Source organism: Psychrobacter sp. MF31 (assembly GCF_012847335.1).
Taxonomy (GTDB): Bacteria; Pseudomonadota; Gammaproteobacteria; order Pseudomonadales; family Moraxellaceae; genus Psychrobacter.
Window position 1 is genome coordinate 48,666 of record NZ_JABBDX010000008.1, and the last position, 24,466, is coordinate 73,131.

A 24,466-nucleotide genomic window follows, 5' to 3' on the forward strand; every position below is an offset into this window, starting at 1 on the left:
AGCGCTTAAAAAAATAAAGCGCCCAATAAATAGTTATTGAGCGCCTTAAAGCGGCAGTATGATGCTAATTTGGTGTATTGTCCTTGAGCCACAACTGGTTAACAATTTTAAGCTCACGCAATTCTTCTGCCATGATCGCTTCACTTTTTCCTGGATATTTCACCGTTGCATAGCCATAAAATGCAACTCCCAGCACAGTCCAACCTAAAAATATCCACCATTCAATGGCTGATAGCGCCGATGGCATCCCTGGCAAATATAGGATCAGTAAACCAAACCCCAAAATAATGCTCAGCATGCCCACCGCTTTTCCGGCAGGAACGCGAAACGGTCGCACCATGTCAGGTTCGCGATATCGCAATACGACAAAAGAGATCGCAACACAAGTATAAGCAATCACAATACCAAAGCCGCCTGCATCTACAATCCAAACTAACATCTTGCGACCAAACAATGGGGCAAGCGTTGCCAACCCACCGATCAGTAAAATAGCATTGACTGGCGTTTGGTATTTAGGATGCAGTTTTCCTAAAAATGCAGGGAGCATGTGTGCTCTTGACATGGCATAAAGCAGACGGCTACCGCCAATCAAAAATGCATTCCAGCTCGACAAAATCCCAAGAACACCGCCAATAACTAACAAAATCCCTGCCCATTTTCCCTGCCAAGCATTCGTCATCGCATCCGCTGTGGCAAGCGTTGAGTTTTGCGCTTGAATTAAGGGCAAAGTATGACCAACGCTCCAAGCCACGCCCACATACCAAAGCACAGCCACAATGATCGAAATGATTAAAAACTTACCAATATTGGGGCGGGTTAAATCAATTTCTTCAGCAGCTTGTGGAATCACATCAAAACCCACAAACATAAACGGTACCATGACCATAACTGCCATCATTCCGCTCACACCGCCAATAAACGCCGGCGCTTGTACCGTCCCTGTTGCCTCAGGGTTGTATAATACCGCTCCAATAAACAGCAATACCCCCACAAACAAAATGCCCAAAACCGCCGTTTTTTGGAACCAAGCGCTCACCTCCATCCCGCGAATATTCAGCCAAGTTACAATCACTGAGCCAAGCATTCCAACGGCAACCCAAGTGGCATAAACATCCCAACCTGCAATACTCCAAAGATAACCTTGGCTATAGTTTGGGATAAAATACTCAACCACCGTCGGCAATGCTACTGCCTCAAATGCCACCACCGAAAAATAGCCAAATAAAATGCTCCATGAGCAAATAAACGACACATTAATTCCTAAAGCGCGGTGGGTGTACGTGTGCTCACCGCCGGTCACAGGCATGGATGAGGCAAGCTCAGCATAAGCCACCCCAATAAATACCACCGCAAGACCGCCTAAAATAAACGCCAGTACCGCGCCCCAAATGCCCGCAGCAATCACCCAATCTCCGGCAAGCACCACCCAGCCCCAACCCACCATAGCACCAAACGCTAAGGCAATAATATCAAACATCCCTAATGACTTTTTTAGCTCAGACATCTTGCGCTCCTTGTCTGTGTTTCATCCGTGGTCGCAGCTACTCATATCAACCTAAATATAAAAGCAATTGCGTGCTTTTTTTCCCTGTTTTTAAACTAAAAAACGGCGCCTGAATCATTCAAGGCACCGTTTTTTGACACGATAAGGGCGTAAGCCCTTAAATTGGCCTTGTTAAGTTGTTTGACTTGTTAGCTTGATTGACAGCACTAGCAATCATGACGCTGTTAAAATCTCCTTAATAATCTCCAATCCTTCTTGCAGTACTTCATCTTCGACCGTCAGCGGTACCATAATGCGAATGGCATTGCCAAACATGCCACAAGATGCTAACAATAAGCCGCGATCAAAGGCTTGCTGCTTAAGATTGATCGTTGCTTTTGGGTCAGGGTTACCATCATCATCAATCAAATCAAACGCTAACATTGCCCCTTTATGGCGAATATCACCAATGCCGCTAAGATTCAAGCCTGTTAAAAAATTAGCAATGGTGTCCCCAATTTTAACGCTGCGATCGAGTAAATTTTCCTCTTCGATCACTTCCATTACTGCCAGCGCTGCCACACAAGCTAAAGGATTTCCAGAATAGGTTCCCCCAAGACCGCCCGTTTGCGGCGCATCCATGATCTCAGCACGTCCAATCACCGCCGAAATTGGGTAGCCACCTGCCAAGCTTTTGGCACACGTCATCAAATCAGGCTCAACGCCCAATTGCTCAGTGGCAAACAGCGTTCCGGTTCGGGCAAAGCCGCACTGAACCTCATCAAAAATCAACACGATGCCATGATCATCGCAAATTTGGCGCAGCGCTTTGGCAAAGCTTGGGGTCACTTGATGAAATCCGCCTTCACCTTGAACAGGCTCAATAATGATTGCTGCCACCTCACTTGGGTCAATATCTGCCTGAAAAATCATCTCAAGACTATGCAGTGCTTGCGCTTCAGAAACGTTCAACTCTGGCGCAGGAAACAGCGCGTGAAACACGGGAGCCGGCATAGGACCAAAGTTTTTCTTATAAGGCAGCACTTTACCAGTCAAGCTCATGCACATCGCCGTTCTGCCATGCCAGCCGCCAACAAACGAGATAAGACCAGCGCGACCAGTTTTTGCTCGGGCAATTTTCACGCAGTTTTCGACCGCTTCTGCGCCCGTGGTTAAAAATAGCGCTTTTGTTGCTCCGCTAATGGGCGCTTTGGCACATAGTTTTTCAGCAAGCTCAACATAGCACTCATAATTAACCATTTGCGCGGCGGTATGGGTAAACTTATCGAGCTGCTCGTGAACGCGCTGCGTAATTTTTGGATGGCTATGACCGGTGTTTAATACTGAAATGCCCCCAACAAAGTCAATATAACGGTTGCCCTCAACGTCCCAAATCTCGGAGTTTTGAGCTTTAGCTGCAAACACAGGAAAGGCAATACCAAGACCAGTTGGCAAAACCGCAAGGCGGCGCTCAAGTAGTGATTGATTGGTGGCGGTGCTCATAAGAATGTCCTTTTCTTTGATAAGTGATCGGGTAAAAAATAGCCGCCCCCACCATCACGGTGACGGCGGCTCAAATAACGCTTTGATGTTGAAGCTAAATTGACTAACTTGCTGATCTCAGCCTAACTGATATCCGCACTCCAATATTTGGTCACCACATACTCCTCAATGCCATATTTGGAGCCTTCTCGACCAAATCCGGACTGCTTAACGCCACCAAAGGGTGCAACTTCTGTGGAAACGATGCCCGTATTGTGACCGACCATGCCGTAATCAAGCCCTTCGGTGACCCGCCAAGCGCGCGCAAAGCTGCCGCTATAAAAGTAAGCGGCAAGCCCATAAATGGTATCGTTTGCCATCTTAATGGCGTCTTCTTCGGTGCTAAAAGTAAAAATCGACGCAATGGGACCAAAAATTTCTTCGTGAGCAATGTCCATATCATCGGTCAAATGGGTAATGACGGTTGGGTTAAAGCTCAAGGTTGATGCCGAATTTTTATCGCCGCCGGTGACCAGTGTTGCCCCTTTATCAAGCGCATCGGTCAATAAACTTTGTACTTTTTCAAGCGCATCGGGATTGATTAAAGGTCCAATATCCACATGTTCACTCATACCATCACCAACGGTCAGGGCGTTGACTTTTTTGACAAAAATGTCTAAAAACTTGTCTTTGATGCTGTCTTGAACATAGATTCGGTTGGCACAAACGCAGGTTTGACCCGCATTTCGGTATTTTGACGCAATCAAACCTTCCGCTGCTTTTTCCAAATCTGCATCATCAAAAACGATAAATGGCGCGTTGCCACCAAGCTCAAAAGACAGCTTTTTAACCGTTGGCGCGCACTGAGCCATCAACTTACGACCCACTTCGGTTGATCCGGTAAACGACAGCTTTTTAATCCGCTCATCACTGGTCAAAACGTCGCCGATGACTGAGGATTTTCCGGTCACTACTTGGATGACGCCAGCGGGAATCCCTGCTTCTTGCGCCAAAACCGCAAGCGCCAACGCTGAAAATGGTGTTTCGGTTGCAGGTTTAATAATCATGGTGCAGCCTGCTGCCAAAGCGGGAGCCGCTTTTCGGGTAATCATTGCCGCAGGAAAGTTCCAAGGGGTAATCGCCGCGCAAACGCCAACTGCCTGCTTAAGAACGATATAGCGCAAATTGGGCTGCGTTGCCGGAATAGTATCGCCATAAACACGCTTGCCCTCTTCGCTGAACCAGCGGATAAAGCTATTGGCATAGCCAATCTCGCCGCGCGACTCTTTAATCGGCTTACCTTGCTCAGCAGTCATGATGATGGCAAGGTCCTCTTTGTTTTGATCGATCAAGTCCGCCCATTTGCTCAAAAGTACGCTGCGCTCTTGCGCCGTTTTGGCAGCCCAAGCGGGCTGAGCTTGGCTTGAGAACGCCACAGCATCGATGACATCTTGCTTCGTTAAGCTTGGAATGGTGCCGATAACTTCTTGACTAAAGGGATTGGTAACCTCGATCGTTGCTTGGTCACTGGCGTCATGCCAGCCGTCTTTGATGAAGCACTGCGAGTTAAGTAGCGCCGGATTTTTAAGTTTGAGTTGAGCTTGCGTCATTTGAACACTCCGTGTTTGAACATTAAGCTTTTATTATTTCCCATTCCAAGCACAAGTACTGATAGGATTGTTTGTAAAAATGTTTTATTGTCAGCGATTTTTATAACGGCACTGCGCTATTTTGTTCACTATAAAGAACACAAGTTCTATATACAGTACATTATTATAAGAATTAAAATTTAATTTTTGCAACCCTTATTCCAAACTTTATTGTTATTCCTCGTTAACTTTTAATTTAAAGGCTGATTATGACCACAACTTCTGTCCCTGCCCTTGAAAAAACCTTTCAAATCCTCGACTTAATCACCGAAAGTCCAAAGCCTCTAAGCGCGGCTCAGATTGCCAATCAGCTTGGGATTGCTCGATCATCAACGCACAACATTTTGCAAAGCCTACTTGCCAAGCACGTCATCGATAAAGATGCTGATCACCGCTTTTATCTTGGCTCATACCTGTTGTATTGGGCGGGGCAATACGAGCAGCAGCAAATCGTTATCCGGCTGTTTAAAGACCTCATTTTGCAATACCCTTTATTACTTAACTATACTGTCACCTTATCCAAGCTAGATTTGGGCGAGGTGGTGTTTTTGAGCTGCCACGAAGCACCGGCACCGCTTGGGTTTACGTTTCGCGCCGGCGTTCGCGTCCCTGCCGTCTTTTCTGCCACTGGAAAGGCGATTTTGTCCACCATGAGCATGAGCACCATCCAGTCTTTGTATCAAAATAAGTTTCCAAAGCCGATCACCAAAAATGGGGTTGCAAGCTTTACGGAGCTGGCAGCGGAGCTGACCCAAATCCAGCAAAGCCGCATCTCGCTTGATGACGGTCAGCTTCGTGAGGGCATGTACTGTTTGGGAACGTACATCAATAACGCCTCAGGACAAGCTTTGGTCGGGATGGCGGTCAGTTTTTTGCAAGCTGAATATGACGCTCATCACGATGCTGTCAGCTATCAGCTCATTGCCCTTGCTAAGCAAATTGAACAGCAGCTTGGGGCTGTGGCTAAATAATACCCTCTGCTTTAAACTGCTCAATCATCGCCTGATCATAGCCCAAGGACTGCAAAATACATTGGGAGTGCTCTCCAAGCTTTGGCGGCGGGCTTTGATAACGTACTGTCGATTGAGACAATTTAATGGGATTTCCCAACACTTTAACGGGGCTGTCTGCAAAGCCAATCACCATATCGCGAGCTCTCGTTTGCGGCATTGCCAGCGCTTCACGGATGTTGTTAATCGCGCCGCTTGGTACGCCAATTGTCTCAAAAGCGCTGAGCCAATAATCGCGCGACTTCGTGCTAAAAATGTCATTTAATTTTGCGATTAGTGCCTCGCGATTTGCCACGCGGTTGGGGTTGGTGTTAAATCGTGACTCCAAATGCCAATCAGCGCCGATCAGCTCACAAAGCTTGGCAAACTGAGCGTCATTACCGCAAGCTAAAATGAAGTGTTGGTTATTGTTAGCTGCAAACACTTGATAAGGCACGATGTTGGGATGCTCATTGCCAAGCCTTGGTGGGATCTCGTTTGTGGCTAAATGGTTCATCCCAACGTTGGCAAGCATGGCAAGGGCGCTGTCAAATAACGCAACATCAACCTGTTGACCTTGACCTGAGCGCTGCCGTGATAAAAGTGCAGCTTGAATGCCAATGGTCAACTGTAGCCCTGCAAACAAATCCACCACCGCCACGCCAACTTTGTGCGGTTCGCCCTCTTTTGCGCCGGTGATGCTCATCAGTCCTGACAACCCTTGAATGATATAGTCATAACCCGGTTTTTTGGCGTCAGGACCTGATTGTCCAAATCCGGTCAATGACGCATAAATCAGTCGTGGATTGAGGCGCTTGAGGCTGTCGTAATCTAAACCGTACTGTTTTAAACCACCAACTTTGAAGTTTTCAACCAACACATCACTGCTTGCTGCCAGTTTTTTGATAATGTCTTGACCGGCTTTGGTGGTGATATCGACCGTTAGCGACTGCTTATTTCGGTTGATGGTGGCGTAATACGCTGACGTGCCGTCGGCAAATTCAGGCGGCGACCAATGACGCGTTTCATCACCAAGCGTTGGTCGCTCAACTTTAATCACCTCAGCGCCTAAATCAGCCAAAATCTGCGTGCAAGAAGGTCCTGCCAACACGCGTGATAAATCAAGCACCTTTATTCCTAAAAGTGCGCCAGCTTTGGGACTATCGGAAGAAGGTGCTGGTATTTTTTCACCAAAACCTGTGATTTGGTCGTCCATGACCCACTCCTTATTTTATGAGAACGCCTGAATTCCTGTTTGCGCCCGACCTAAAATCAGCGCATGAATGTCATGCGTGCCCTCATAGGTATTGACCGCCTCAAGGTTCATCACATGGCGGATGATATGATACTCATCAGAGATGCCATTGCCGCCGTGCATATCGCGGGCAATCCTTGCAATCTCAAGCGCCTTGCCGCAGTTGTTACGTTTGATTAATGAAATCATCTCAGGTGCCGCTTTATCTTCATCCATCAAGCGACCAACCCGAAGCGCCGCTTGCAGCCCAAGAGCAATCTCAGTTTGCATGTTGGCAAGTTTCAGCTGAATCAGCTGAGTGGCGGCAAGCGGTCGCCCGAACTGACTGCGATCTAGCGTATATTGCCTTGAGGCTTGCCAGCAAAAGGACGCCGATCCCATAGCGCCCCAAGCAATACCGTAGCGGGCTTTATTTAAGCAGCCAAAAGGACCTTTGAGACCGCGAATGTCGGGAAAAGCGTTGTCTTCTGGGACAAATACGTTGTCCATCACCACCTCGCCGGTCACCGAAGCGCGAAGGGAAAACTTACCTTCAATCTTGGGTGCGGACAAACCCTTCATGCCTTTGTCCAAAATAAAACCACGAATGTCGCCGGCATCATCTTTTGCCCAAATCACAAACACATCAGCAATCGGGCTGTTGGTAATCCACATCTTACTGCCGCTGATCTCATAGCCACCGGCAACTTTGCGCGCCCGCGTTTTCATTGAGGCAGGATCTGACCCTGAATCTGGCTCCGTCAGTCCAAAGCAGCCAATCCACTCGCCGCTGGCAAGCTTTGGTAAATACTTTTCTTTTTGCGCCTCGGTACCATAAGCATCGATAGGGTGCATGACAAGGCTTGACTGAACGCTCATAGCAGAGCGGTATCCTGAATCAACGGTCTCGATTTCTTTAGCGATCATGCCATAAGCAACGTTTGATAATCCGGCGCAGCCATAGCCGTCAATGGTGACGCCAAGCAGTCCCATCTCGCCCATCTGCCGCATGATATTTGGATCAAAAGTCTCGTTGCGGTTGGCAGCTAAAATGCCTGGCATCAGCTCTTTTTGAAAAAACTGATGGGCACTGTCCGTGACCATACGCTCCTCATCGGTAAGCTGCTCACGAAGCAAAAATGGATCTTCCCAATCAAAATGCGCGCGCGATGATAACGCCATGTCACTCTCCTTAGTGATGATTAATTCTTAATGTTAATTGTTAACGTAGCTAGCTTGCCAATAATCGATCTTGACTTTTTTGTTCCACTATGCGAAACTTAGTTTCACTATTTAAAATCATTAAATCAGAAATCATTTGTGCTGTAAACCCTTAATTTAGGATTGAAAAAAAATGGCAACGTTTGACAATGCACCGTTATTAGAGCGCCTGCATCAAGAATTAGAGCAAAGCCACTCTCAAAATGACCGGCAATTTGTGACCGCCCTTGGTCGTGGCTTATTGATTTTAGCGGCGTTTGAGCATCACGATGAGCTGTCTCATCAAGCGCTGTGCCAACTGACTGAGCTACCAAAAGCTACTGTAACAAGGCTGATTTATACCTTAACGACCCTTGGCTTTTTACGGCAATCGCTAACAGGAGTGTATCAGTTGGGCGCAAATGCCGTGCGCTTGAGCGCTCAGGCGTTAAGCCGTCATGATATGGTGGCGTTTGCTGAGCCTTTATTGCGCAGATTTGCCGCAGCTCACGAGGTGTCGGTGAATTTGGCAAAACAAATCGATGGCGAAATGCGCTACTTGGCGTGCTGCCGAAGCCCTGCGCGGCTGTCTATTAGCTTGCAGGTCGGATCAGCCGTACCGATTGCCAGCACAGCCATTGGGCGAGCGTTTTTTGCGGTCAGCAGTTTGCCTCAGCAAGCGGACATACTGGCAACATTACAAAATCAGCTGGATGCTGATGCGTTTGATGCCGCAAAATTGAGCTTGATGAGCGCTGCCCAAGAGTATAAAAGCCGTGGCTACACTTTATCGGATGGGGAGTTTTCGCCAGACATTTTAGCCGTCGCGGTGGGGGTTTTTGATGAGGCAACGGGGCAATTTGCCTATTCGCTGAACGCCAGCGTGCCGCGAGCAAAATGGGTGGCAGCGGACTATCAAGATTGGATTGTCCCAAAGCTACAAGCGTTAGCTCAGCGTATCGGCGGCAGTTTAAAATAAACGCGGCTACCAGCAAGTCTTGCTTGCAAGCCGTTACCAAAGCTCGCATTTGACTGTGATATAATCACAAGCACATCGCGGCTTTTTAGTCGCTTTTTTATTTAGCGTTTTAAATGCCATTTATTTATTCGTTTAAAAGTTTGAGTGAGCCATGCCCCAATCCAGAATCAATTTAAACCCCAAGCATAAACAAAACTTTCCATACATCATCGGGCTTTTGCTGCGCTATGGCGTGTTTGCCGCCGCCATCGTGCTGTTTTTATTGGGCGTGATTTTGGTCAATTGGTGGCTGTTTGTTATTGGCGGCATTGGGGTTGGTCTTGGGATTTATGATTTAATTCAGCGCAAACACGCCATTTTATACAACTATCCGGTAGCAGGTCATATTCGCTATATTTTGGAAGACTTTCGTCCTGAAATTCGCCAATACTTGCTTGAAAATGACAAAGAACAAGTGCCGTTTTCGCGTCAGCAGCGCGCCCTTGTTTATCAGCGCGCCAAAAATGTCAGCGACACCAACGCTTTTGGAACGCTCGATAACTTATATGAGCACGGCAAAGAATGGTTTTTACAATCAGCCATCAATCAGCCGATTAAAGACAGCGATTTTCGAATTACGGTTGGCGGCGAGCATTGTACTCAGCCTTATGACATGTCGGTGTTTAATATCTCAGCAATGAGCTTTGGTAGCCTATCGGCAAACGCCATTATGGCGCTCAACCAAGGCGCGAAAATGGGCAATTTTACCCATGATACTGGTGAAGGCGCTATCAGCCCCTATCATCGCAAGTTCGGTGGTGATTTAATTTGGGAGCTTGGCACCGGTTATTTTGGTTGCCGTGATGACAATGGTCATTTCAATCCCGAAAGCTTTGCCCAACAGGCGGTTGATCCGCAAGTTAAAATGATCGAAATCAAACTGTCACAAGGCGCAAAACCCGGTAAAGGCGGTGTTCTGCCAAGCGAAAAAATCACCGAAGAAATCGCGGCCACGCGCCACGTTCCGATGGGTCAAGATTGTATTTCGCCCTCCTCGCATTCGGCATTTAACAATCCTTATGAAATGGTTGAGTTTTGGCAGCAGCTTCGCGAATTATCCGGCGGCAAACCGGTGGGATTCAAGCTTTGCATCGGTCAGCCTTGGCAATTTATGGCAATTGTCAAAGCCATGATTGAAATGGACAATTATCCTGATTTTATTGTCGTTGATGGCGCTGAAGGTGGCACGGGCGCCGCTCCGGTTGAGTTTATGGACAGCGTTGGCATGCCGCTTATTGATGGCTTTTTACTCATTCATAACACTTTGGTTGGCGCCGGAATCCGCGATAAAATCAAGCTTGGCGTGAGTGGTAAAATCGTTTCAGGATTTGATATTGCGCGGATGCTGGCGCTTGGCGCGGATTGGTGCAACTCCGCTCGCGGCTTTATGTTTGCCGTTGGCTGTATTCAATCGCGATCGTGCCATACCAATACTTGTCCAACGGGCGTTGCCACCCAAGACCCGTTCCGCCAAAAAGCCCTTGATGTGCCAAGTAAAGCGGAGCGCGTGGCAAGCTTTCATAAAAACACTTTAAAGTCGCTTGCCAGCATCGTTGGCGCGGTGGGGCTCATCCACCCAAGCCAATTACAGCCCTACCATATCGCAAGGCGGCTTGAGGATGGTCAAATTAAGCTATTGTCAAAGTTTTATTATTTTACCGATGAAGGCGCGCTTCTTGACCAAAGCGCCCGCTCGGATGTGTTTAACCAAATGTGGGTGATGGCAGACCCAAGCAGCTTTTTACCCGACCACGACGCACTCATTGCGTATAATAAGGACTCGCGGGACAAAGGTAAAAACACCAAAGCGCAACCGATCAAAACGGTCAGCGCCGCATCAAATGAGTCATCATCAAAGCCGCTGCAACTTGGCGCTCGCTTTTAATGTGGTGACTTAAGCTTGCAGCAAAATTTTTAAAAAAACTATTTTTAAAATTAATTGAAAAGGTTATTTGATTATCATTTACTAAAAATTTATTATTGATTTCATTATTGATGGATAGTTATAGACTGATATTTTATGCCGCGAGCTTCTTTTTTTCCGATTATTGTTGTTACTGCCGCCGCTTTTCTTAGTGGCTGCAAACAAGACCTTGCCGAACTGGTTGATTTTGATGATGACACCGCCACTTGCGTGACCCATACTGAGCCATTTGCGCACAGCATTTGCACCACATCCGGCGACAAATTGCAGCTGTTTTGGCAAAATGAGCAAGATAAACCGCTGCTCACCTTTGATAATGTGATTAAACGCTTAAACCAAGCCAAGCTTGAGTTTGCTATGAACGCCGGAATGTACGATGAAAACTTTGCGCCGATTGGCTATACGGTGATCCAAGGTCGCGAAATTCATAGCTTAAATACCAAAGATGGCGGCGGTAATTTTCATTTGTTGCCAAACGGCGTGCTTTGGTGGGACAAATCCGGTCGCGTGGCGATTGAAGAGAGTAAAGCGCTTGGCGAAAAGCTCAAAAATCAGCAAATCAAGCCGTGGTTTGCGACCCAATCAGGTCCCATGCTCGTTATTAATAACCAAATTCACCCTAAATTTAACCCTGAGAGCACCTCAAAAAAACCACGAAATGGCGCGGGCGTCTGCAAGGATGGCACAATCAAGCTGGTCATTAGCGATGAGCCGGTAACGTTTTATGAATTTGCAAGCTTATTTAAAGACAATCTGGGCTGCCCAAATGCGCTATTTTTGGATGGCGGGGTGGCATCGGCGCTGTATTCGCCAGAGCTTGAGCGCCACGACCAGCAAGATATGGGCGTGATGATTGGGAGCGTGTCAAAAGATAGCAGAAACTAATTGCCAAAACTCGCCAAAGTGCGGCTTTAGTTTGCTACAATACGCTCAATTTTTAGCCTGATTCTTTTTTACTGAATTTATTATTGTGAGATGATTATGGGATTTAATTGCGGCATCGTTGGGCTGCCAAACGTTGGCAAATCGACTTTATTTAACGCCTTGACCAAAGCTGGCATTGCGGCGGAAAACTTCCCCTTTTGTACCAAAGACCCAAACACCGGCATCGTTCCCGTTCCAGATACGCGCTTAAAGGCACTTGCCGACATTGTCAAGCCTGAGCGCGTATTGCCAACCGCAATGGAATTTGTGGACATTGCAGGGCTGGTTGCCGGAGCGTCACAAGGCGAAGGAATGGGAAACCAGTTTTTAGCCAATATTCGCGAAACTGACGCGGTTGCTCACGTGGTTCGCTGCTTTGATGATGACAACGTTGTCCACGTTGATGGTCGCGTCAGCCCTATTGACGATATCGAAACGATTAACACCGAGCTTGCCTTAGCCGATTTAGAAGCGGTGAGCCGAGCCATTCATAACCTGACCAAAAAAGCCAAAGGCGGCGATAAAGACGCCCAAGCGATGCTTGCGGTATTTGAAAAAATCGAGCCATTACTTGCTGATGGTAAGCCTGCCCGCGTTGCCAATCTTGATGCCGATGAGAAAAAGCTGATTCGTAGCTATGGCTTAATCACCTTAAAGCCGATTATGTATATCGCCAACGTGAGCGAGGACGGCTTTGAAAATAATCCGTATTTAGACGCCGTTCGCGAGTATGCCAAAGGCGACGACGCGATTGTCATCCCACTTTGCAACCAGTTGGAAGCGGAAATTGCCCAATTGGATGAGGCGGACAAAGCCGACTTTTTAGCCGAGCTTGGCATGGAGGAAGCCGGTCTTGACCAAGTGATTCGCGGGGGTTACGAGCTACTGGATATGCAGACCTATTTTACCGCAGGGGTCAAAGAAGTTCGCGCTTGGACGGTCAAAGTTGGCGCAACCGCACCTGAAGCTGCTGGCGTCATTCATACTGACTTTGAGCGCGGCTTTATTCGCGCTGAAGTGATCGCTTATGATGACTTTATTGAATATAACGGTGAAAAAGGCGCGGCTGCCGCTGGCAAATCACGACTAGAAGGCAAAACCTATATCGTTCAAGACGGCGATGTGATGCACTTTCGCTTTAACGTTTAATTTTACAGCCGTTTTAAAGTCAAAGCCAAAAACGCTGATATCGTCTTGCAAACTTGTATTAAAAGCTGGCACTCTTGCCAGCTTTTTTGCTTATACTGGGAGTTATTATTTATTACTTTGGATAAAATAATGACAATAACTTCCAAAACGGTTCAAGACCAATGGGCAAATTTGCTCAGCGATCAGCGCTTAGGCTCTGCCAAAAAGGCGCCAAGCTTAAACCGAACCCGAAGCGCATTTCATCAAGATTACGATCGACTGGTGTTTTCGCACTCGTTTCATAAGCTTAATCAAAAAACCCAAGTCCACCCTTTAACCAATCAGTTGGGGATTCATACGCGCTTGACCCACTCGCTTGAGGTGTCCTGTATCGGGCGCTCGCTTGCGATGATGGCGGCTGAAAAGCTGCAACATCGCTTGCCTTCAGGATTGCCCATTGGAGTTACGCCAACGGATTTTGGCGTGGTGGTTCAGGCGGCTTGCTTGGCGCATGATATTGGCAACCCACCTTTTGGTCATGCCGGCGAGTTTGCCATTCGTGATTGGTTTGCCGATCCTAAACGCCAAGCGGTATTAAGCCAGCTTTCTAAAGCTGAACGGCTTGACTTATTGGCTTATGAAGGCAATGCTCAAGGGTTTCGCTTATTGACCAAAAATGAGCATCATCCGGACGCAGGCGGCATGCGCTTAACTTGCGCAACATTGGGCGCGTTTATGAAATACCCATGGCTGGCTATTGACAGTAATCAAGGTTATGATAGCGCCGAAAAGCCGCCGCGACTGAACAAGTTTGGCAGTTTTCAAAGTGAGTCAGCGCAGCTTACCTTGCTAGCTGAAGCGCTCAATTTGCCTCGATCGCCCGATCACGGCGGCTTTGCGCGTCATCCGCTTGCGTATTTGCTTGAGGCTGCCGACGATATTTGCTATGCCTTGATTGATTTAGAAGATGGCGTTCATTTAAATATGCTTAGCGTCCCTGAGGTGACCAAAATTTTATTTGCAATTATTGGCGAGGCTCAAACGCCCATATCCAGTCAAGCCTCGATCCGTCAGCATTTAGCCATGCTGCGGGCGCGAGCGATGATGCGTTTGGTTGAGAGCATCAGCGACGTTTTTGTTGAGCAAATTAATGCCATTTTAACGGGAACGCTGGTTGGAAGCTTGTTTGATTACTGCCAAGGCGATGTTAAAAATGGCATTTTGCAAGCCAAACACTTGGCGCAATCACAGATTTTTAATCACCCAAGCAAAGTTCGCTTAGAGCTGATGGCAAACCAATGCTTAACGGCGCTTTTGGATGCTTTTTTACCGTTGGCTTGGGAGCCTGCCATGCAAATGAGTTTTGAAAAACAGCGCTTGGGGTTATTGTTAGCGCCACATTTTTCGGAACACCGCCGAGCGCTTGGTGATGACATTTATCAAAATATCTTAAATATTTTAGACTTTATCACCGGAATGAATGACCACGAGGCGTATCGTTTGGCGCAAGAGCTTCAAGGTAATATCGCGCCTGTTTTGTAAAGGAGTTGTTATGATTGTCAGCCGCGAGCAAAAAAAGCTGCAAACCCGCCATGCGTTTTTTAATGCGGTGTTAGATTTGTGCATGATGGGTCAGTCTTTTAGCTCCATCAGCCTGCGCCAAGTCACCCGTGAGGTGGGCGTCGTCCCCACTGCCTTTTATCGCCATTTTGATGATATGGAATCGCTTGGGCAGGCGCTGGTCGTTGAGGAGCTAGGCGGAACGCTTGAGATTTTACGAAATGGCTTGCACATCGGCAAAAAACGCAGCTTTGATCGGCAAATTGCCAAAAGTATTCAGCTGTTTTTAACAACGGTCAGCAGCGAGCCGCGCTATTGGCAGTTTTTGGTCAGTGAGCGCTTTGGCGGCTCAGATGCTGTTCGCCGAGCGATCAGTGATTTGGTAAAAATGCACGCTCAGATTTTGGGCGAGGATTTGGCGCTTCAACCCGCTTTTACGCATATCAATGATTATGATCGCAGGCTTTTAGCTGAAGCTGGGGTCAATATGTTTTTTTCTTGGATCATCGATTGGCTTGAACTTACCTATTCAGAAAGTCACGATGATGAGGTCGATTTGGCAGATATTGACGCCAAAAAGCAGCTGATGCTGCATAACTGCACTCGGCAAGCGCAAATGTTGTTTTACGGCGCTTATAACTGGAAATCTAGCGAAGAAACCAAACTTGCTGATTGATTTTCTCAGCGTTAAAGCATCGGATACTAAATCATTGGATGCTAAATTGTGGGATTAAACGCCCAAAACCGCTGTGATATCACTTTTACCGTTTTTTTAGCTGAATTATCAGTTTTGTTTTCAGCATTTGCGTTTTCATTGTTGTTTGCGATATCACGATTTTTACTAGCCTCATTATCGGGTAAATTGCTGATAAGTACAGTGGCAAAGCGTTGCCGAGAGGATTGCTCAGCATCTGCCGCTTCAATCATGGCTAAAAATGCTTGGCTATTTACCGCAAGCATCGAAGTTAATTGTTGCTTTTGCTCACTTGCTACTTGGCTAAATGGCGGTATTTGCCAAACGCTATCCAAATTTTCTAGCGGCTGGTTGTCGCGCTGCGCTATCAGCGGCTTTAATTGCGCCGTGGTTGCGCCATCGATCAGCGCGGCTAACAGCTCAGGGCTTGCCGTATTGACATTGATGGGCAAATAATAAGGCACGGCGGTGACAAAGGGCTTAAGCGTTGCCAGTTTGTCAGCGTCCATCGCCGGAATATCTTGCAAGTCATCAATGCTTAAAAACGGCTGATTGGCAATGGTGACCGGATTTGCCGATTGATAAACCGCCGCTTCATCGCCGCCATCTTGATAAACTTCACTATCTGGGTCTTGCCAATCTAAAATGGCGATGGCAAGTTTTGGCTCTAAATTAAGGTTAACCAGCAGCCTTTGCATCACCTTTAGCGCCGCGGTATCCACTTTGCCATCGTGATATAAATTATTAAGATTAAATTTACTTGCTTCATCAGTAATTTGAAGGCTCACGCTATGATTGCCAATAGGAATCGGTGGCAGCGGCTGTGACCAAAGACTATCTTTGCCATCAGTGTCGCTAAGCGCATTGCTTGCTTGAATAACGGTAACTGCGAGCGTTTCGGCGGCATGAATATCATGAATGAGTTGGGATTGATTGGCAGTCACGCTGCTTTTGCGAATGGCGATCTTTTGGCTGGCAAGCATTGCTCCTGCCACCACCGTGATGCTAACCACAAGCAATAACACGGTCAATAACGCCACGCCGCGCTCGCGTCTTATGCCAGTTATTTTGCCGTCCCCTATTTTGCGCGGTGTCATAATAAGCCATCCGGTCGATTGCTCGAATTATCATTGGGTGTCGGCGAACTATTATTATCCGAGCTAGCCGCATTATCATTAGCAGTATTTTGGTTATTTGCATTGTTATTCGATGGCGGACTGGCTTTATTTTTGGCAGCTTGCAAAACAATTTGCGAATCACTCACGATTGCCCATTGCCAAGTGATCGGCTCGCCTTGATGCTTAAAGGTTAATTGAACCCCTTTGGGCAATAATAATGGCGGATTTTGATTATCCTCACCACTTGCTGCTTCTTTATTATTGTTTGTCGTGTCTTCATTGGGAAAAGTGGCGCTTATTTTTGGTAAATAAGCTTGCCAGCGTCCCTCGCTGACATGAGTTAAAACCACGCTGTCTAAGCTTGGGCGTTGATTATCGGTATTGCGGTCACTGGAGATGGCAAGATATTTTTTACGAATCAGGCGCTCATGATCAAACACATAATCGATACGCTCCAAAGCGGGGCTGAATTGAAACCTTGGGTCAGGATCAGCAAAGCGAACAAAGCTGAACGACTGGCTATCAAGCTTGGCAAAAGGCTTTGGGTCAAGCGGCTGGTCTTGATTATTCTCTGCAGTTGGCTCAACAGGGATTTGGTATGGTACGATTTGGCTTAAATCCTGTTGAAGCTGCAAATAGGCAAATTGCAACTCAGCTAAACGCTCGGCATGGACTTGAGCGCGGTCGCGGGCGCGATTGACCCCATCAAAGACTTGCCAGCCTGACACTGCAAGGGCGGCAAATATCGCCATCGCCACCATCAATTCAAGTAAGGTAAAGCCTTGCTCAAAAGTTCTCACAGTTGACCTGCTTTGGCGGACGTTAACGTTGTCAAATCCAAACTACCGACCTCTTGATTTGGATTGCTTAATAAAACAGTCAACTCGGTAACGGCAGCTTTTGGTTGACCGTCATTGATTGGCGCGACCTGAATTGTTGCTTGTTTTAGCGCAGGGGCGATGCTATCGCTTGGGGTGATTGACACTTGCCACGTTCTGCCTTGCTCATCAATGGTTTTTGACTGCGGCGCATCAAGCCAAACCTCGTTAATTTGCAATTCAGCGGCGGTATTTTGAGCGACAAATTGCGCCAAGGTTTTGGTTTTGAGCACTTCAACCGAGTTTAAATAAGCACTGCTGGCGCGACTTGCGGCAACGGCAACCACTGCCAAAATAGACAGCGCCACCATCACTTCAATTAATGTAAACCCACCTTCGCGGCGCATACGCTTAAGCCTTGCTGATTAAGATGCCAAAAATAGCGCCAAATTTGCGTTTACTGGTCTTGACCTTGTTTAATACTGCCATCAGGCATAATGGTAATTACCTCACCGACCAGTCTTGATTGATGACGAACTTCAAGGGTCACAGGTGCCGCCTGACCTGTCCCAAACCAAAGCACTTGCGGAACATCCTGCGCTAAAAACCACGGCTGAAGCTTGCGATTGGCGGTATCTTGCGGCTCAAGTGAGGCAATCGTTAAAGTGACGCCAGTAGGCAATTTAGGAAGCTGAACGTCAGGCTCGACCTGCCAGCTTGGGGTCACTTGATCCTCTTTCATCGCAGATAAGCCCTCAATATCGGTGCTTAATTCCATGGCGTCTTTATTTTTTGGACGACCCTTGGATTGCAATCCGGAATAAGGATTATTTAACGCAACAATAACGGGCGTTACTTGACCTTCTTGATCAGCTTTTAATGCCAGCCCCATCGGCTGCATGCGCTCAGCAGACAGCAGGCGAACGTAACCGAGCGTATCAACCAGATGCTCATAAAACGCGCTGTTTTTGCGGACTTCACTGCTGCCAACCGACAAGCTCATCATTCCTGCAAAAATCGCCAAGATTACCACCACAACAACGATTTCAACAAGCGTAAACCCCGACTGTAGCCAGCGCTGATTGAGACTTGGGCTAATACGTGGTATTGCGGTGCTCCTCAGACTCGGTCTCGATTTGCTCGACCAACTCCTCTTTATCGGCATCTAAATTGTCATCATCACTGCAAATTGGATAATGCTTTGGCAAATCAAGCATTTGTTGAACAAACGCGGTTCTGAGCGTGTCACGGCGACCCAAATAACGCTGATAAAAGCTTGAATTGAGCAATCCTGCCCCACCTTGACCCATCGCCCAAATCGAGGACAAATAATCGCGCGTGGTCATTCGGCTTTGCGACTCAATTAAATAGGCGCTAACAATATCAATCAAGCGGCGCATCCGCTGACGGCGAATGTCATAAAGCTCGCCAAATAAGCGGTTCAGCCCCGTCACAGATGCGGCAAGGCGCTCCTCAATTTGGTTCAATAGCATCGCTTTTTGCGGATTGAGCAGTTGTTGAAAAATCATCCGAGCAACCCCTGCCGCCGCACAGTCATCAATTTTATTAATCGCAAAAAGCTGCTCTTCATAGCGGATGATGATTCGCAAATACAGCTCATCTTTACTCGAAAAATGCTTATAAAGCGTGCCTTTTGCCAAATCAAGCTGATCGGCTAAGCTGTCAAGCGTGATGTCGCCGTCCCCTGACTCAAGCAATAACTGCTCAGCCATTGCCAAAATATTTTCTTCTCGAGTTTTAAATTGGTGTTGACGGCTCATCATCCCTCCTAAGCGGCGTTTCATTCAGCTATTTTTAACTATTTTTAGGAACTGAATGTTCAATTTTGCTAAATGACTGACTGGTCATAGCATAACTATTTTAAGAGTACTGTGCCAGCAAATTTTCAAAGTTTTTTGCCGTAAGCTTGCCAACGTCTTCTGAACTCATACCAAACATATCTGCCAAACAGCTTGCCACAAAGGGCACAAATGCAGGCTCATTGGGCTTGCCGCGCTTAGGAACAGGCGCTAAGTACGGGCTGTCGGTCTCGATTAATATTCGATCTTTTGGCACTTTTAGCGCCGCCTCGCGAATGGTTTGTGCACTTTTAAAGCTAACAATTCCCGAAAAGGAAATATAAAATCCCAAATCAAGCGCCCGTTTTGCCGTTTCCCAATCCTCAGTAAAGCAGTGAATGATGCCGTGCTCGGCGTTTTCCGACTTTAAAATATCAAGCGTGTCATGTTTTGCCTCGCGCGTATGAACGATGAGCGGTTTTTTTAGCGCTTGACTGGCATGAATATGACGGGAAAGGCTTGCCTGCTGCTCGGCTTTATTTTCTGTTGACCAATAATAATCAAGTCCCGTCTCCCCGATTGCCCAAACTTTGTCATCGCTTGCCGTTTCAACCAAGCGCTCAACGGTTGCTGATTTGAGCACCGCCAAATCCTCGCAAGGATGAATGCCAACGCTCATTCCTAAATTCAGCGCCTCATCACTAAACTCGTTGACGATTGCGCGGATGTCGTCAAATTCGGCAAAATCACACATGATTGCCATCGCTCGGGTCACGTTTGCCGCTTTCATTGCCGCAATTGCTCCTGAAAGCTTGCCGTCATGGCGGCTTAAATCCAAACGGTTTAAATGGCAATGGCTGTCTGTAAACATAAAAAATCTCGATTATTTTCAATAATTTATCATAAAGTTTGCTAGATGGCTGCGAAACTCAAAATTTCAACGCTGACTATAAAGATGGGCTAATCAAAAACTTGCCTAATATCGCAAATTTGCAGCTCACCTAAGTTTTCTTGATAAAAGCTCACATCGACCGATTTATAGCGCATGGTAAATCTTGTACCAACCTCTTTTTGCCGGTAAGCCGGTCGCGGGTCTTGAGCAATCAGCGCTTTAATGATGGGCAAATCCTCGTTTAAAAGGTTTTGCTGAATATTAAATCTCAACTGCTCCTGCCCTGATTTAGGTTTAGCTTTTTTTTCACTTTCGATCAATGCTTCAAACTGCGCTTGGGCTGTTGGTAAAATTACAACGTCAATCGGCTTTGGGGCGCTTGGTGCAAAACCAAAACTTGCATCGGGTAGCGCATCGCTATAGGGAATATAGGGCTTGATATCAATGATTGGCGTGCCGTCAATCAAATCAGCGCCGCTAATTTGCAGCATTACGCGGTTATCGATAATTAGTACCTTTTCAAGCTTCACCACCGACAATCCAAGCTTTGAGGGTCTATACATACTGCGACTGGCAAACACGCCAATTTTTTGATTGCCGCCCAATCGCGGCGGTCGAACTTGAGCACGAAATGTTTTATCGTCATGATTTTTGAGATTGTTTTTTTTATCGTTATGGTGAAATTGCCAAGTGAGCCAAAGATGGCTAAAATCACAAAGTCCTTCAAACGCTTCAGGCACATCAAATGGCGCGACCATTTCAATGACGCCTTGCAGCGCTACTAAATTGGGCTGCCTTGGCGCGCCAAACTTTTGGGACAATGGCGACCTTAAATAGCCAATGATTGGCGCGGTATGCTCTGCCATAGTTTTCCTTGATTATGATTGCTTTTATTATGAAAGCTTTACGTCATAGCTGCTCAAAGTGGTTGCAGCGAAGCTTTATTTTTCGCTAACGATATTCCATTTTATCATGATATCTGCCAAAAGCTGCTCGGATTTTTATGCCAAAATTTGTTATCATGGCAAATTTGTTGAGAATGGCTTGCATTCAGCTTGGCTGCGCAACCGCTTTTTATCATGATAAAATTCGGTGTCAATTCATCTTAAAATCATTAAAATAATAGCTTTTAAGCTTCTATTATCCTTTTTGCCAACCTATTATTTGCCAACGACGAGGACATTATGTCAAAACTTCGCACCGAAACGGTCACAGAGGTTCACCACTGGAACGACGATTTATTTAGCATCAAAACCACCCGTGACGACGGTTTGCGTTTTCGTAACGGCGAATTTGCGATGATTGGTCTGGTCGTTGATGGCAGACCGCTACTTCGCGCCTACTCTATCGCCAGCCCCAATTATGAAGAGCATTTGGAGTTTTTTTCCATTAAAGTTCAAGACGGTCCTTTGACCTCACGATTACAGCACATCAAAGTCGGTGATGAGTTATTGGTGAGCAAAAAACCAACCGGAACGCTGGTGTTAGACGATTTGCTTCCTGCAAAGCATCTTTATATGCTGTCAACGGGAACTGGACTTGCGCCGTTTTTATCACTTGCTCGCGACCCTGAAGTTTATGAGCGCTTTGAAAAAGTGATTTTGGTTCATGGGGTTCGCCACGCTCATGATTTAGCGTATCGCGATATGTTTGAAAATCAGCTTCCCAATGATGAAATCTTTGGCGAATGGTTCCGCGAAAAGTTTATTTACTACCCAACTGTGACCCGTGAAGACTTTAAAAATAAAGGTCGCATCACCGATTTGATGAAATCGGGCAAGTTTTTTGAAGACATTGGCTTGCCGCCGATCAACAAAGACGATGACCGTGCGATGCTTTGCGGCAGTATGCCTTTTAACGCGGAAGTATCCAGTATCTTGGATGATTTTGGCTTAACCGTATCGCCAAGAATGGGGGTTCAAGCGGACTATGTGGTTGAGCGCGCGTTCGTTGGCTAAAAAAACTGCAAAAAACGCTTGACGGCAGCAATTAGGCTGCTATAATACGCGCCTATACAGAGAATACTGTAGCCCAACTAGATAACTTCGGTTATTACCCCACATGCCAGTGTGATGGAATTGGTAGACATGACGGATTCAAAATCCGTTGCCCTTAAAAGCGTGTCGGTTCGAGTCCGACCACTGGTACCAATATTTCAAGTTAAGTGCTTGATTGCTAAAGGTTTAAAGATAGTTTAGCTTTTAGCGTGTACATCACAGTGTACACTTTGATTCAAGTTCAAGCTTAATTTGATAAATTAGCCTCCTTTATCGGGGGCTTTTTCATGTCTTATGGTTTTTACTGCTGACTTACGACCTCAAATTGAGGGTCAAGGCAAACGCTTGCTATTAATCCCAATTCAAAACTGATTTACCTCTGCTGGGGTTCGTCATCATGCTGAACGCTTTACGATGTCCAAAAACTAGGGGAAACCTAAGACAAGCCGTTCTAAGTTGTCCGAAAAATGATAGCTGTTTTTGTTTACGACCTCACCTATTTTTACTCATAAAATAGCGCTACAAGCTAGTAAGGTTAAGGCTTTGAGCGCCATTCACTTTTTGGCAGTTCGTATCCTGTGGTAAACCTTTTTACGGTCTGCAAAACCTGTCAAAACCTGACACTACAAGCCCTCACCTTTGGGTGAATGTCCGTCACTGTGTTAACTTATTCATTGCCCAAAATTGGGTGGTCAAGCAACAAGACTCCTGCTCAATGTTGAGCAAGTCTTGTTCAGTCACCAATGGCGATTGAAGCAAGTTTGCGCTGTAGTATTGGTGGGGTTTACAAGCCTGACATGAATACTTAATGTCACGATAAGCCATGCGCTTTAATGCTGCTTACGGCGTTTCAATTGCTCCTATTACCTTTACACCAAGATAACCTTTGATAGCTGGGATTGCTTAAAGTTTGGGCATTAGGTTTTATCAGGTTTGCTTTGTATCTAAAAATCCATTGATTGCGCTTAGTCCTAGCCGTTTTGTAGCCGTTGCTTCTCATTTCAATGTGAACTTTTATCAACCTTGACCACAAAAAAAAGCGCTCAACTTCGGGCTAAATCAGATATTTTTAAGGCTATGGGATATAGGGATTAAGCTCAATATCTGTAACACTGCATATTAAAGTATTTTCTTCTTCCTCCATCTGAATAGTGCTTAATGTAACTTTAGATTTTATATCTTTTATTCCGTAATCATATAACACTTCACAGTCGCCAACATCGCAATACGCATTTATCAGCTGCTTTCCATACTGTAAATCGACATGATAACCATCTCCAATATCTACGTCTTTAATAATCATGATAGCTGTTCCATTTTTATTACAGATATCCGGAAGTGAATTTGCTTTAGCTTGTGTCAAAGTAGAAATACTTAGCATCAAAATAAAAACTATTGGTATTGATTTCAGATCATAGATTTTCATCTTAATTCCTATTTAATAAGTGTATAGGCGATTACTATTGCTCAATCATAATCAATTTGCCATTATCGAAGTATAAGTATTTATAATTATTATAAGACCATACTTCCCTTGTTCCTTTCGCGGTAGTAAATGTTCTAACTCCGTTTGGCTCTCCCCAATTCGTATTGTTAAGCACTTGCTTTTTTGTCATTCCAATTTTTGCATTAGGTTTTTTAGCAAGCTCTCGCGCTTTTCTCTCACGTTCTTGGCTTTGCTTATCAAGAGTCCTCATATATTCTTGAGTTCTCTCCCTCATATCCTCTATATCTTGTTGCTGTTTTAGTTTCATAGTCTTTATAAATTCTTGACGCTTTTCTGTCATTTCCGCATCATTTTTTTGTCTTGTTTCAAGCTCTAAAAGAGCTTTACCAATGTGGCTTTGATTAACGTCTTGGCTCTCATTCTCTATAGAAGATGGGGAATCTCTAAATTTAATCCTATAGATATTTTCATTAGAATCATAAGTTATTTTTGGGTAAGAGGTTTCATCACTGGATTCTAAAGTATTAATTTCGCTTGCTTGACTTGTAACCGCTGTAAGAAATAATGCAATTAGTAGTATTTTTTTCATGTCTTAAACCTTTTGGCTCTAATTTGCCGCTTACGGCGCTGTGATTATTCCTAATACTTTGTGCATCAAAGCGATTTTAAAACGCGCTCAGCGCCAATCTGTGGTCATAATAACGCGGCTTCCCCCAATGACGGAAGTTAAGCAAAATCAATGGTTTGAACATAAAGTAAATCGCTTGTTATATCAAAACGACTTCACCGCTTGGCATTTTAGCCGTGATGCTAATCTCTCCGCCTAAGGCGTGAACGTATTGCTGCAAGGTTGATAGCTGAATATCTTTACCGCTTTCCACCTTTGAGATATTGGCTTGCGATACGCCCATCATGGCGGCAAGTTCGGTCTGTTTTAACGATTGAGCGCGGCGTAATTTGGCAAGTTCGATTGATTGGCTCAACGCTTTGGCTTTGTTATTGATACGCTGCTTGCTATCGGCTGGCAAGGTTGCCATGTAATCATCTAAGCTTGTAAACGTGGTCATGGTTGACGCTCCTACAAATGATAAGCCGCTAATAATGAGCAAT

Annotated in this window: 23 protein-coding genes and 1 tRNA gene; 9 read left to right on the forward strand and 15 right to left on the reverse strand. The window is 46.0% G+C overall.

The genetic code is table 11. The features are described from left to right. Positions 1 to 64: 64 nt before the first annotated feature. From HF322_RS10350 to HF322_RS10360, 3 genes are all read right to left on the reverse strand, one after another. Complete coding sequence (locus HF322_RS10350) at positions 65 to 1,504, reverse strand: APC family permease (RefSeq protein WP_169393378.1); 1,440 nt, start codon at positions 1,502 to 1,504, stop codon at positions 65 to 67. Positions 1,505 to 1,717: 213 nt separating this feature from the next. After that, positions 1,718 to 2,986 carry a 4-aminobutyrate--2-oxoglutarate transaminase gene (gene gabT / locus HF322_RS10355; protein WP_169393379.1) on the reverse strand — a complete coding sequence of 423 codons (1,269 nt, stop codon included), beginning with the start codon at positions 2,984 to 2,986 and terminating at the stop codon, positions 1,718 to 1,720. A 122-nt stretch (positions 2,987 to 3,108) separates the two neighbouring features. After that, positions 3,109 to 4,575, reverse strand: coding sequence for an NAD-dependent succinate-semialdehyde dehydrogenase (locus tag HF322_RS10360; protein WP_169393380.1), 1,467 nt, complete (start codon positions 4,573 to 4,575; stop codon positions 3,109 to 3,111). Between the two features lie 248 nt (positions 4,576 to 4,823). Between HF322_RS10360 and HF322_RS10365 the strand changes: the two genes are divergently transcribed. Next, positions 4,824 to 5,585 carry an IclR family transcriptional regulator gene (locus tag HF322_RS10365; RefSeq protein WP_169393381.1) on the forward strand — a complete coding sequence of 254 codons (762 nt, stop codon included), beginning with the start codon at positions 4,824 to 4,826 and terminating at the stop codon, positions 5,583 to 5,585. Here the strand turns inward: HF322_RS10365 and HF322_RS10370 are convergent. Together HF322_RS10370 and HF322_RS10375 are read right to left on the reverse strand one after the other, a co-directional pair. Continuing rightward, positions 5,578 to 6,819, reverse strand: coding sequence for a CaiB/BaiF CoA-transferase family protein (locus HF322_RS10370; RefSeq protein ID WP_169393382.1), 1,242 nt, complete (start codon positions 6,817 to 6,819; stop codon positions 5,578 to 5,580). The genes HF322_RS10365 and HF322_RS10370 overlap by 8 nt on opposite strands. Positions 6,820 to 6,834: 15 nt before the next feature. Continuing rightward, positions 6,835 to 8,019 (reverse strand): acyl-CoA dehydrogenase, encoded by a 1,185-nt coding sequence (locus HF322_RS10375; RefSeq protein WP_169393383.1) that lies wholly within the window; start codon positions 8,017 to 8,019, stop codon positions 6,835 to 6,837. Positions 8,020 to 8,191: 172 nt separating this feature from the next. Here HF322_RS10375 and HF322_RS10380 point away from each other — a divergent pair, with 172 nt between their 5' ends. From HF322_RS10380 to HF322_RS10405, 6 genes are all read left to right on the forward strand, one after another. Continuing rightward, positions 8,192 to 9,016, forward strand: coding sequence for an IclR family transcriptional regulator (locus HF322_RS10380; protein ID WP_169393384.1), 825 nt, complete (start codon positions 8,192 to 8,194; stop codon positions 9,014 to 9,016). A gap of 151 nt (positions 9,017 to 9,167) precedes the next feature. Next, positions 9,168 to 10,940 (forward strand): FMN-binding glutamate synthase family protein, encoded by a 1,773-nt coding sequence (locus tag HF322_RS10385; RefSeq protein WP_169393385.1) that lies wholly within the window; start codon positions 9,168 to 9,170, stop codon positions 10,938 to 10,940. Between the two features lie 135 nt (positions 10,941 to 11,075). Then, a complete protein-coding gene (locus HF322_RS10390) occupies positions 11,076 to 11,864 on the forward strand; it encodes a phosphodiester glycosidase family protein (RefSeq protein ID WP_169393386.1) in 789 nt (262 codons plus the stop codon). Between the two features lie 96 nt (positions 11,865 to 11,960). Further along, on the forward strand, positions 11,961 to 13,052 hold the full coding sequence (gene ychF, locus HF322_RS10395; protein ID WP_169393387.1) for a redox-regulated ATPase YchF: 1,092 nt from the start codon (positions 11,961 to 11,963) through the stop codon (positions 13,050 to 13,052). Positions 13,053 to 13,181: 129 nt separating this feature from the next. Next, a complete protein-coding gene (locus tag HF322_RS10400) occupies positions 13,182 to 14,573 on the forward strand; it encodes a deoxyguanosinetriphosphate triphosphohydrolase (RefSeq protein ID WP_169393388.1) in 1,392 nt (463 codons plus the stop codon). 10 nt (positions 14,574 to 14,583) lie between these two features. After that, positions 14,584 to 15,267 carry a TetR family transcriptional regulator gene (locus tag HF322_RS10405; RefSeq protein ID WP_188211258.1) on the forward strand — a complete coding sequence of 228 codons (684 nt, stop codon included), beginning with the start codon at positions 14,584 to 14,586 and terminating at the stop codon, positions 15,265 to 15,267. A 41-nt stretch (positions 15,268 to 15,308) separates the two neighbouring features. On the opposite strand, the gene gspK is transcribed toward HF322_RS10405, so the two are convergent. From gspK to tsaA, 7 genes are all read right to left on the reverse strand, one after another. Then, positions 15,309 to 16,382, reverse strand: a complete 1,074-nt coding sequence (gene gspK / locus HF322_RS10410) for a type II secretion system minor pseudopilin GspK (RefSeq protein WP_169393389.1) — start codon at positions 16,380 to 16,382, stop codon at positions 15,309 to 15,311. Beyond that, positions 16,379 to 17,203: a type II secretion system minor pseudopilin GspJ gene (gene gspJ / locus HF322_RS10415; protein WP_308811493.1), complete on the reverse strand. Its 825-nt coding sequence runs from the start codon at positions 17,201 to 17,203 to the stop codon at positions 16,379 to 16,381. The genes gspK and gspJ overlap by 4 nt, the downstream gene beginning before the upstream one ends. After that, complete coding sequence (gene gspI / locus HF322_RS10420; protein ID WP_169393390.1) at positions 17,200 to 17,628, reverse strand: type II secretion system minor pseudopilin GspI; 429 nt, start codon at positions 17,626 to 17,628, stop codon at positions 17,200 to 17,202. The genes gspJ and gspI overlap by 4 nt, the downstream gene beginning before the upstream one ends. Positions 17,629 to 17,678: 50 nt before the next feature. Continuing rightward, positions 17,679 to 18,386, reverse strand: a complete 708-nt coding sequence (locus HF322_RS10425; RefSeq protein ID WP_169393391.1) for a prepilin-type N-terminal cleavage/methylation domain-containing protein — start codon at positions 18,384 to 18,386, stop codon at positions 17,679 to 17,681. Beyond that, the gene (locus tag HF322_RS10430) at positions 18,316 to 19,002 is read right to left on the reverse strand and encodes a TetR/AcrR family transcriptional regulator (RefSeq protein WP_169393392.1); all 687 of its coding nucleotides are present in this window, start codon (positions 19,000 to 19,002) and stop codon (positions 18,316 to 18,318) included. Before HF322_RS10430 ends, HF322_RS10425 begins: the two co-directional genes overlap by 71 nt. 100 nt (positions 19,003 to 19,102) lie before the next feature. Continuing rightward, on the reverse strand, positions 19,103 to 19,891 hold the full coding sequence (locus HF322_RS10435) for a TatD family hydrolase (protein WP_169393393.1): 789 nt from the start codon (positions 19,889 to 19,891) through the stop codon (positions 19,103 to 19,105). Between the two features lie 89 nt (positions 19,892 to 19,980). Further along, positions 19,981 to 20,778 carry a tRNA (N6-threonylcarbamoyladenosine(37)-N6)-methyltransferase TrmO gene (tsaA, locus tag HF322_RS10440; protein WP_169393394.1) on the reverse strand — a complete coding sequence of 266 codons (798 nt, stop codon included), beginning with the start codon at positions 20,776 to 20,778 and terminating at the stop codon, positions 19,981 to 19,983. A gap of 318 nt (positions 20,779 to 21,096) precedes the next feature. Between tsaA and HF322_RS10445 the strand changes: the two genes are divergently transcribed. Next, complete coding sequence (locus HF322_RS10445; RefSeq protein ID WP_169393395.1) at positions 21,097 to 21,870, forward strand: ferredoxin--NADP reductase; 774 nt, start codon at positions 21,097 to 21,099, stop codon at positions 21,868 to 21,870. A 105-nt stretch (positions 21,871 to 21,975) separates the two neighbouring features. Beyond that, positions 21,976 to 22,062, forward strand: a tRNA-Leu gene (locus HF322_RS10450). Positions 22,063 to 22,984: 922 nt separating this feature from the next. Here HF322_RS10450 and HF322_RS10455 read toward each other — a convergent pair. The 3 genes from HF322_RS10455 to HF322_RS10465 form a co-directional block, all read right to left on the reverse strand. Beyond that, positions 22,985 to 23,335 (reverse strand): hypothetical protein, encoded by a 351-nt coding sequence (locus HF322_RS10455; protein WP_169393396.1) that lies wholly within the window; start codon positions 23,333 to 23,335, stop codon positions 22,985 to 22,987. Between the two features lie 34 nt (positions 23,336 to 23,369). Next, positions 23,370 to 23,945 carry a hypothetical protein gene (locus HF322_RS10460; RefSeq protein ID WP_169393397.1) on the reverse strand — a complete coding sequence of 192 codons (576 nt, stop codon included), beginning with the start codon at positions 23,943 to 23,945 and terminating at the stop codon, positions 23,370 to 23,372. Positions 23,946 to 24,123: 178 nt separating this feature from the next. Next, positions 24,124 to 24,423, reverse strand: a complete 300-nt coding sequence (locus HF322_RS10465) for a helix-turn-helix domain-containing protein (protein WP_169393398.1) — start codon at positions 24,421 to 24,423, stop codon at positions 24,124 to 24,126. Positions 24,424 to 24,466 lie beyond the last annotated feature (43 nt).

Coding starts and splice junctions, on each gene's coding strand:
- gspK (WP_169393389.1), bottom strand. CDS start 16,382: ATGACACCGCGCAAAATAGGGGACGGCAAAATAACTGGCATAAGACGC.
- HF322_RS10435 (WP_169393393.1), bottom strand. CDS start 19,891: ATGTTTACAGACAGCCATTGCCATTTAAACCGTTTGGATTTAAGCCGC.
- tsaA (WP_169393394.1), bottom strand. CDS start 20,778: ATGGCAGAGCATACCGCGCCAATCATTGGCTATTTAAGGTCGCCATTG.
- HF322_RS10405 (WP_188211258.1), top strand. CDS start 14,584: ATGATTGTCAGCCGCGAGCAAAAAAAGCTGCAAACCCGCCATGCGTTT.
- gspI (WP_169393390.1), bottom strand. CDS start 17,628: ATGCGCCGCGAAGGTGGGTTTACATTAATTGAAGTGATGGTGGCGCTG.
- HF322_RS10385 (WP_169393385.1), top strand. CDS start 9,168: ATGCCCCAATCCAGAATCAATTTAAACCCCAAGCATAAACAAAACTTT.
- HF322_RS10365 (WP_169393381.1), top strand. CDS start 4,824: ATGACCACAACTTCTGTCCCTGCCCTTGAAAAAACCTTTCAAATCCTC.
- HF322_RS10370 (WP_169393382.1), bottom strand. CDS start 6,819: ATGGACGACCAAATCACAGGTTTTGGTGAAAAAATACCAGCACCTTCT.
- HF322_RS10460 (WP_169393397.1), bottom strand. CDS start 23,945: ATGAAAAAAATACTACTAATTGCATTATTTCTTACAGCGGTTACAAGT.
- HF322_RS10445 (WP_169393395.1), top strand. CDS start 21,097: ATGTCAAAACTTCGCACCGAAACGGTCACAGAGGTTCACCACTGGAAC.
- HF322_RS10360 (WP_169393380.1), bottom strand. CDS start 4,575: ATGACGCAAGCTCAACTCAAACTTAAAAATCCGGCGCTACTTAACTCG.
- HF322_RS10390 (WP_169393386.1), top strand. CDS start 11,076: ATGCCGCGAGCTTCTTTTTTTCCGATTATTGTTGTTACTGCCGCCGCT.
- gabT (WP_169393379.1), bottom strand. CDS start 2,986: ATGAGCACCGCCACCAATCAATCACTACTTGAGCGCCGCCTTGCGGTT.
- HF322_RS10425 (WP_169393391.1), bottom strand. CDS start 18,386: ATGCCGATAAAGAGGAGTTGGTCGAGCAAATCGAGACCGAGTCTGAGG.
- HF322_RS10465 (WP_169393398.1), bottom strand. CDS start 24,423: ATGACCACGTTTACAAGCTTAGATGATTACATGGCAACCTTGCCAGCC.
- HF322_RS10430 (WP_169393392.1), bottom strand. CDS start 19,002: ATGAGCCGTCAACACCAATTTAAAACTCGAGAAGAAAATATTTTGGCA.
- HF322_RS10375 (WP_169393383.1), bottom strand. CDS start 8,019: ATGGCGTTATCATCGCGCGCGCATTTTGATTGGGAAGATCCATTTTTG.
- HF322_RS10400 (WP_169393388.1), top strand. CDS start 13,182: ATGACAATAACTTCCAAAACGGTTCAAGACCAATGGGCAAATTTGCTC.
- HF322_RS10350 (WP_169393378.1), bottom strand. CDS start 1,504: ATGTCTGAGCTAAAAAAGTCATTAGGGATGTTTGATATTATTGCCTTA.
- HF322_RS10455 (WP_169393396.1), bottom strand. CDS start 23,335: ATGAAAATCTATGATCTGAAATCAATACCAATAGTTTTTATTTTGATG.
- ychF (WP_169393387.1), top strand. CDS start 11,961: ATGGGATTTAATTGCGGCATCGTTGGGCTGCCAAACGTTGGCAAATCG.
- HF322_RS10380 (WP_169393384.1), top strand. CDS start 8,192: ATGGCAACGTTTGACAATGCACCGTTATTAGAGCGCCTGCATCAAGAA.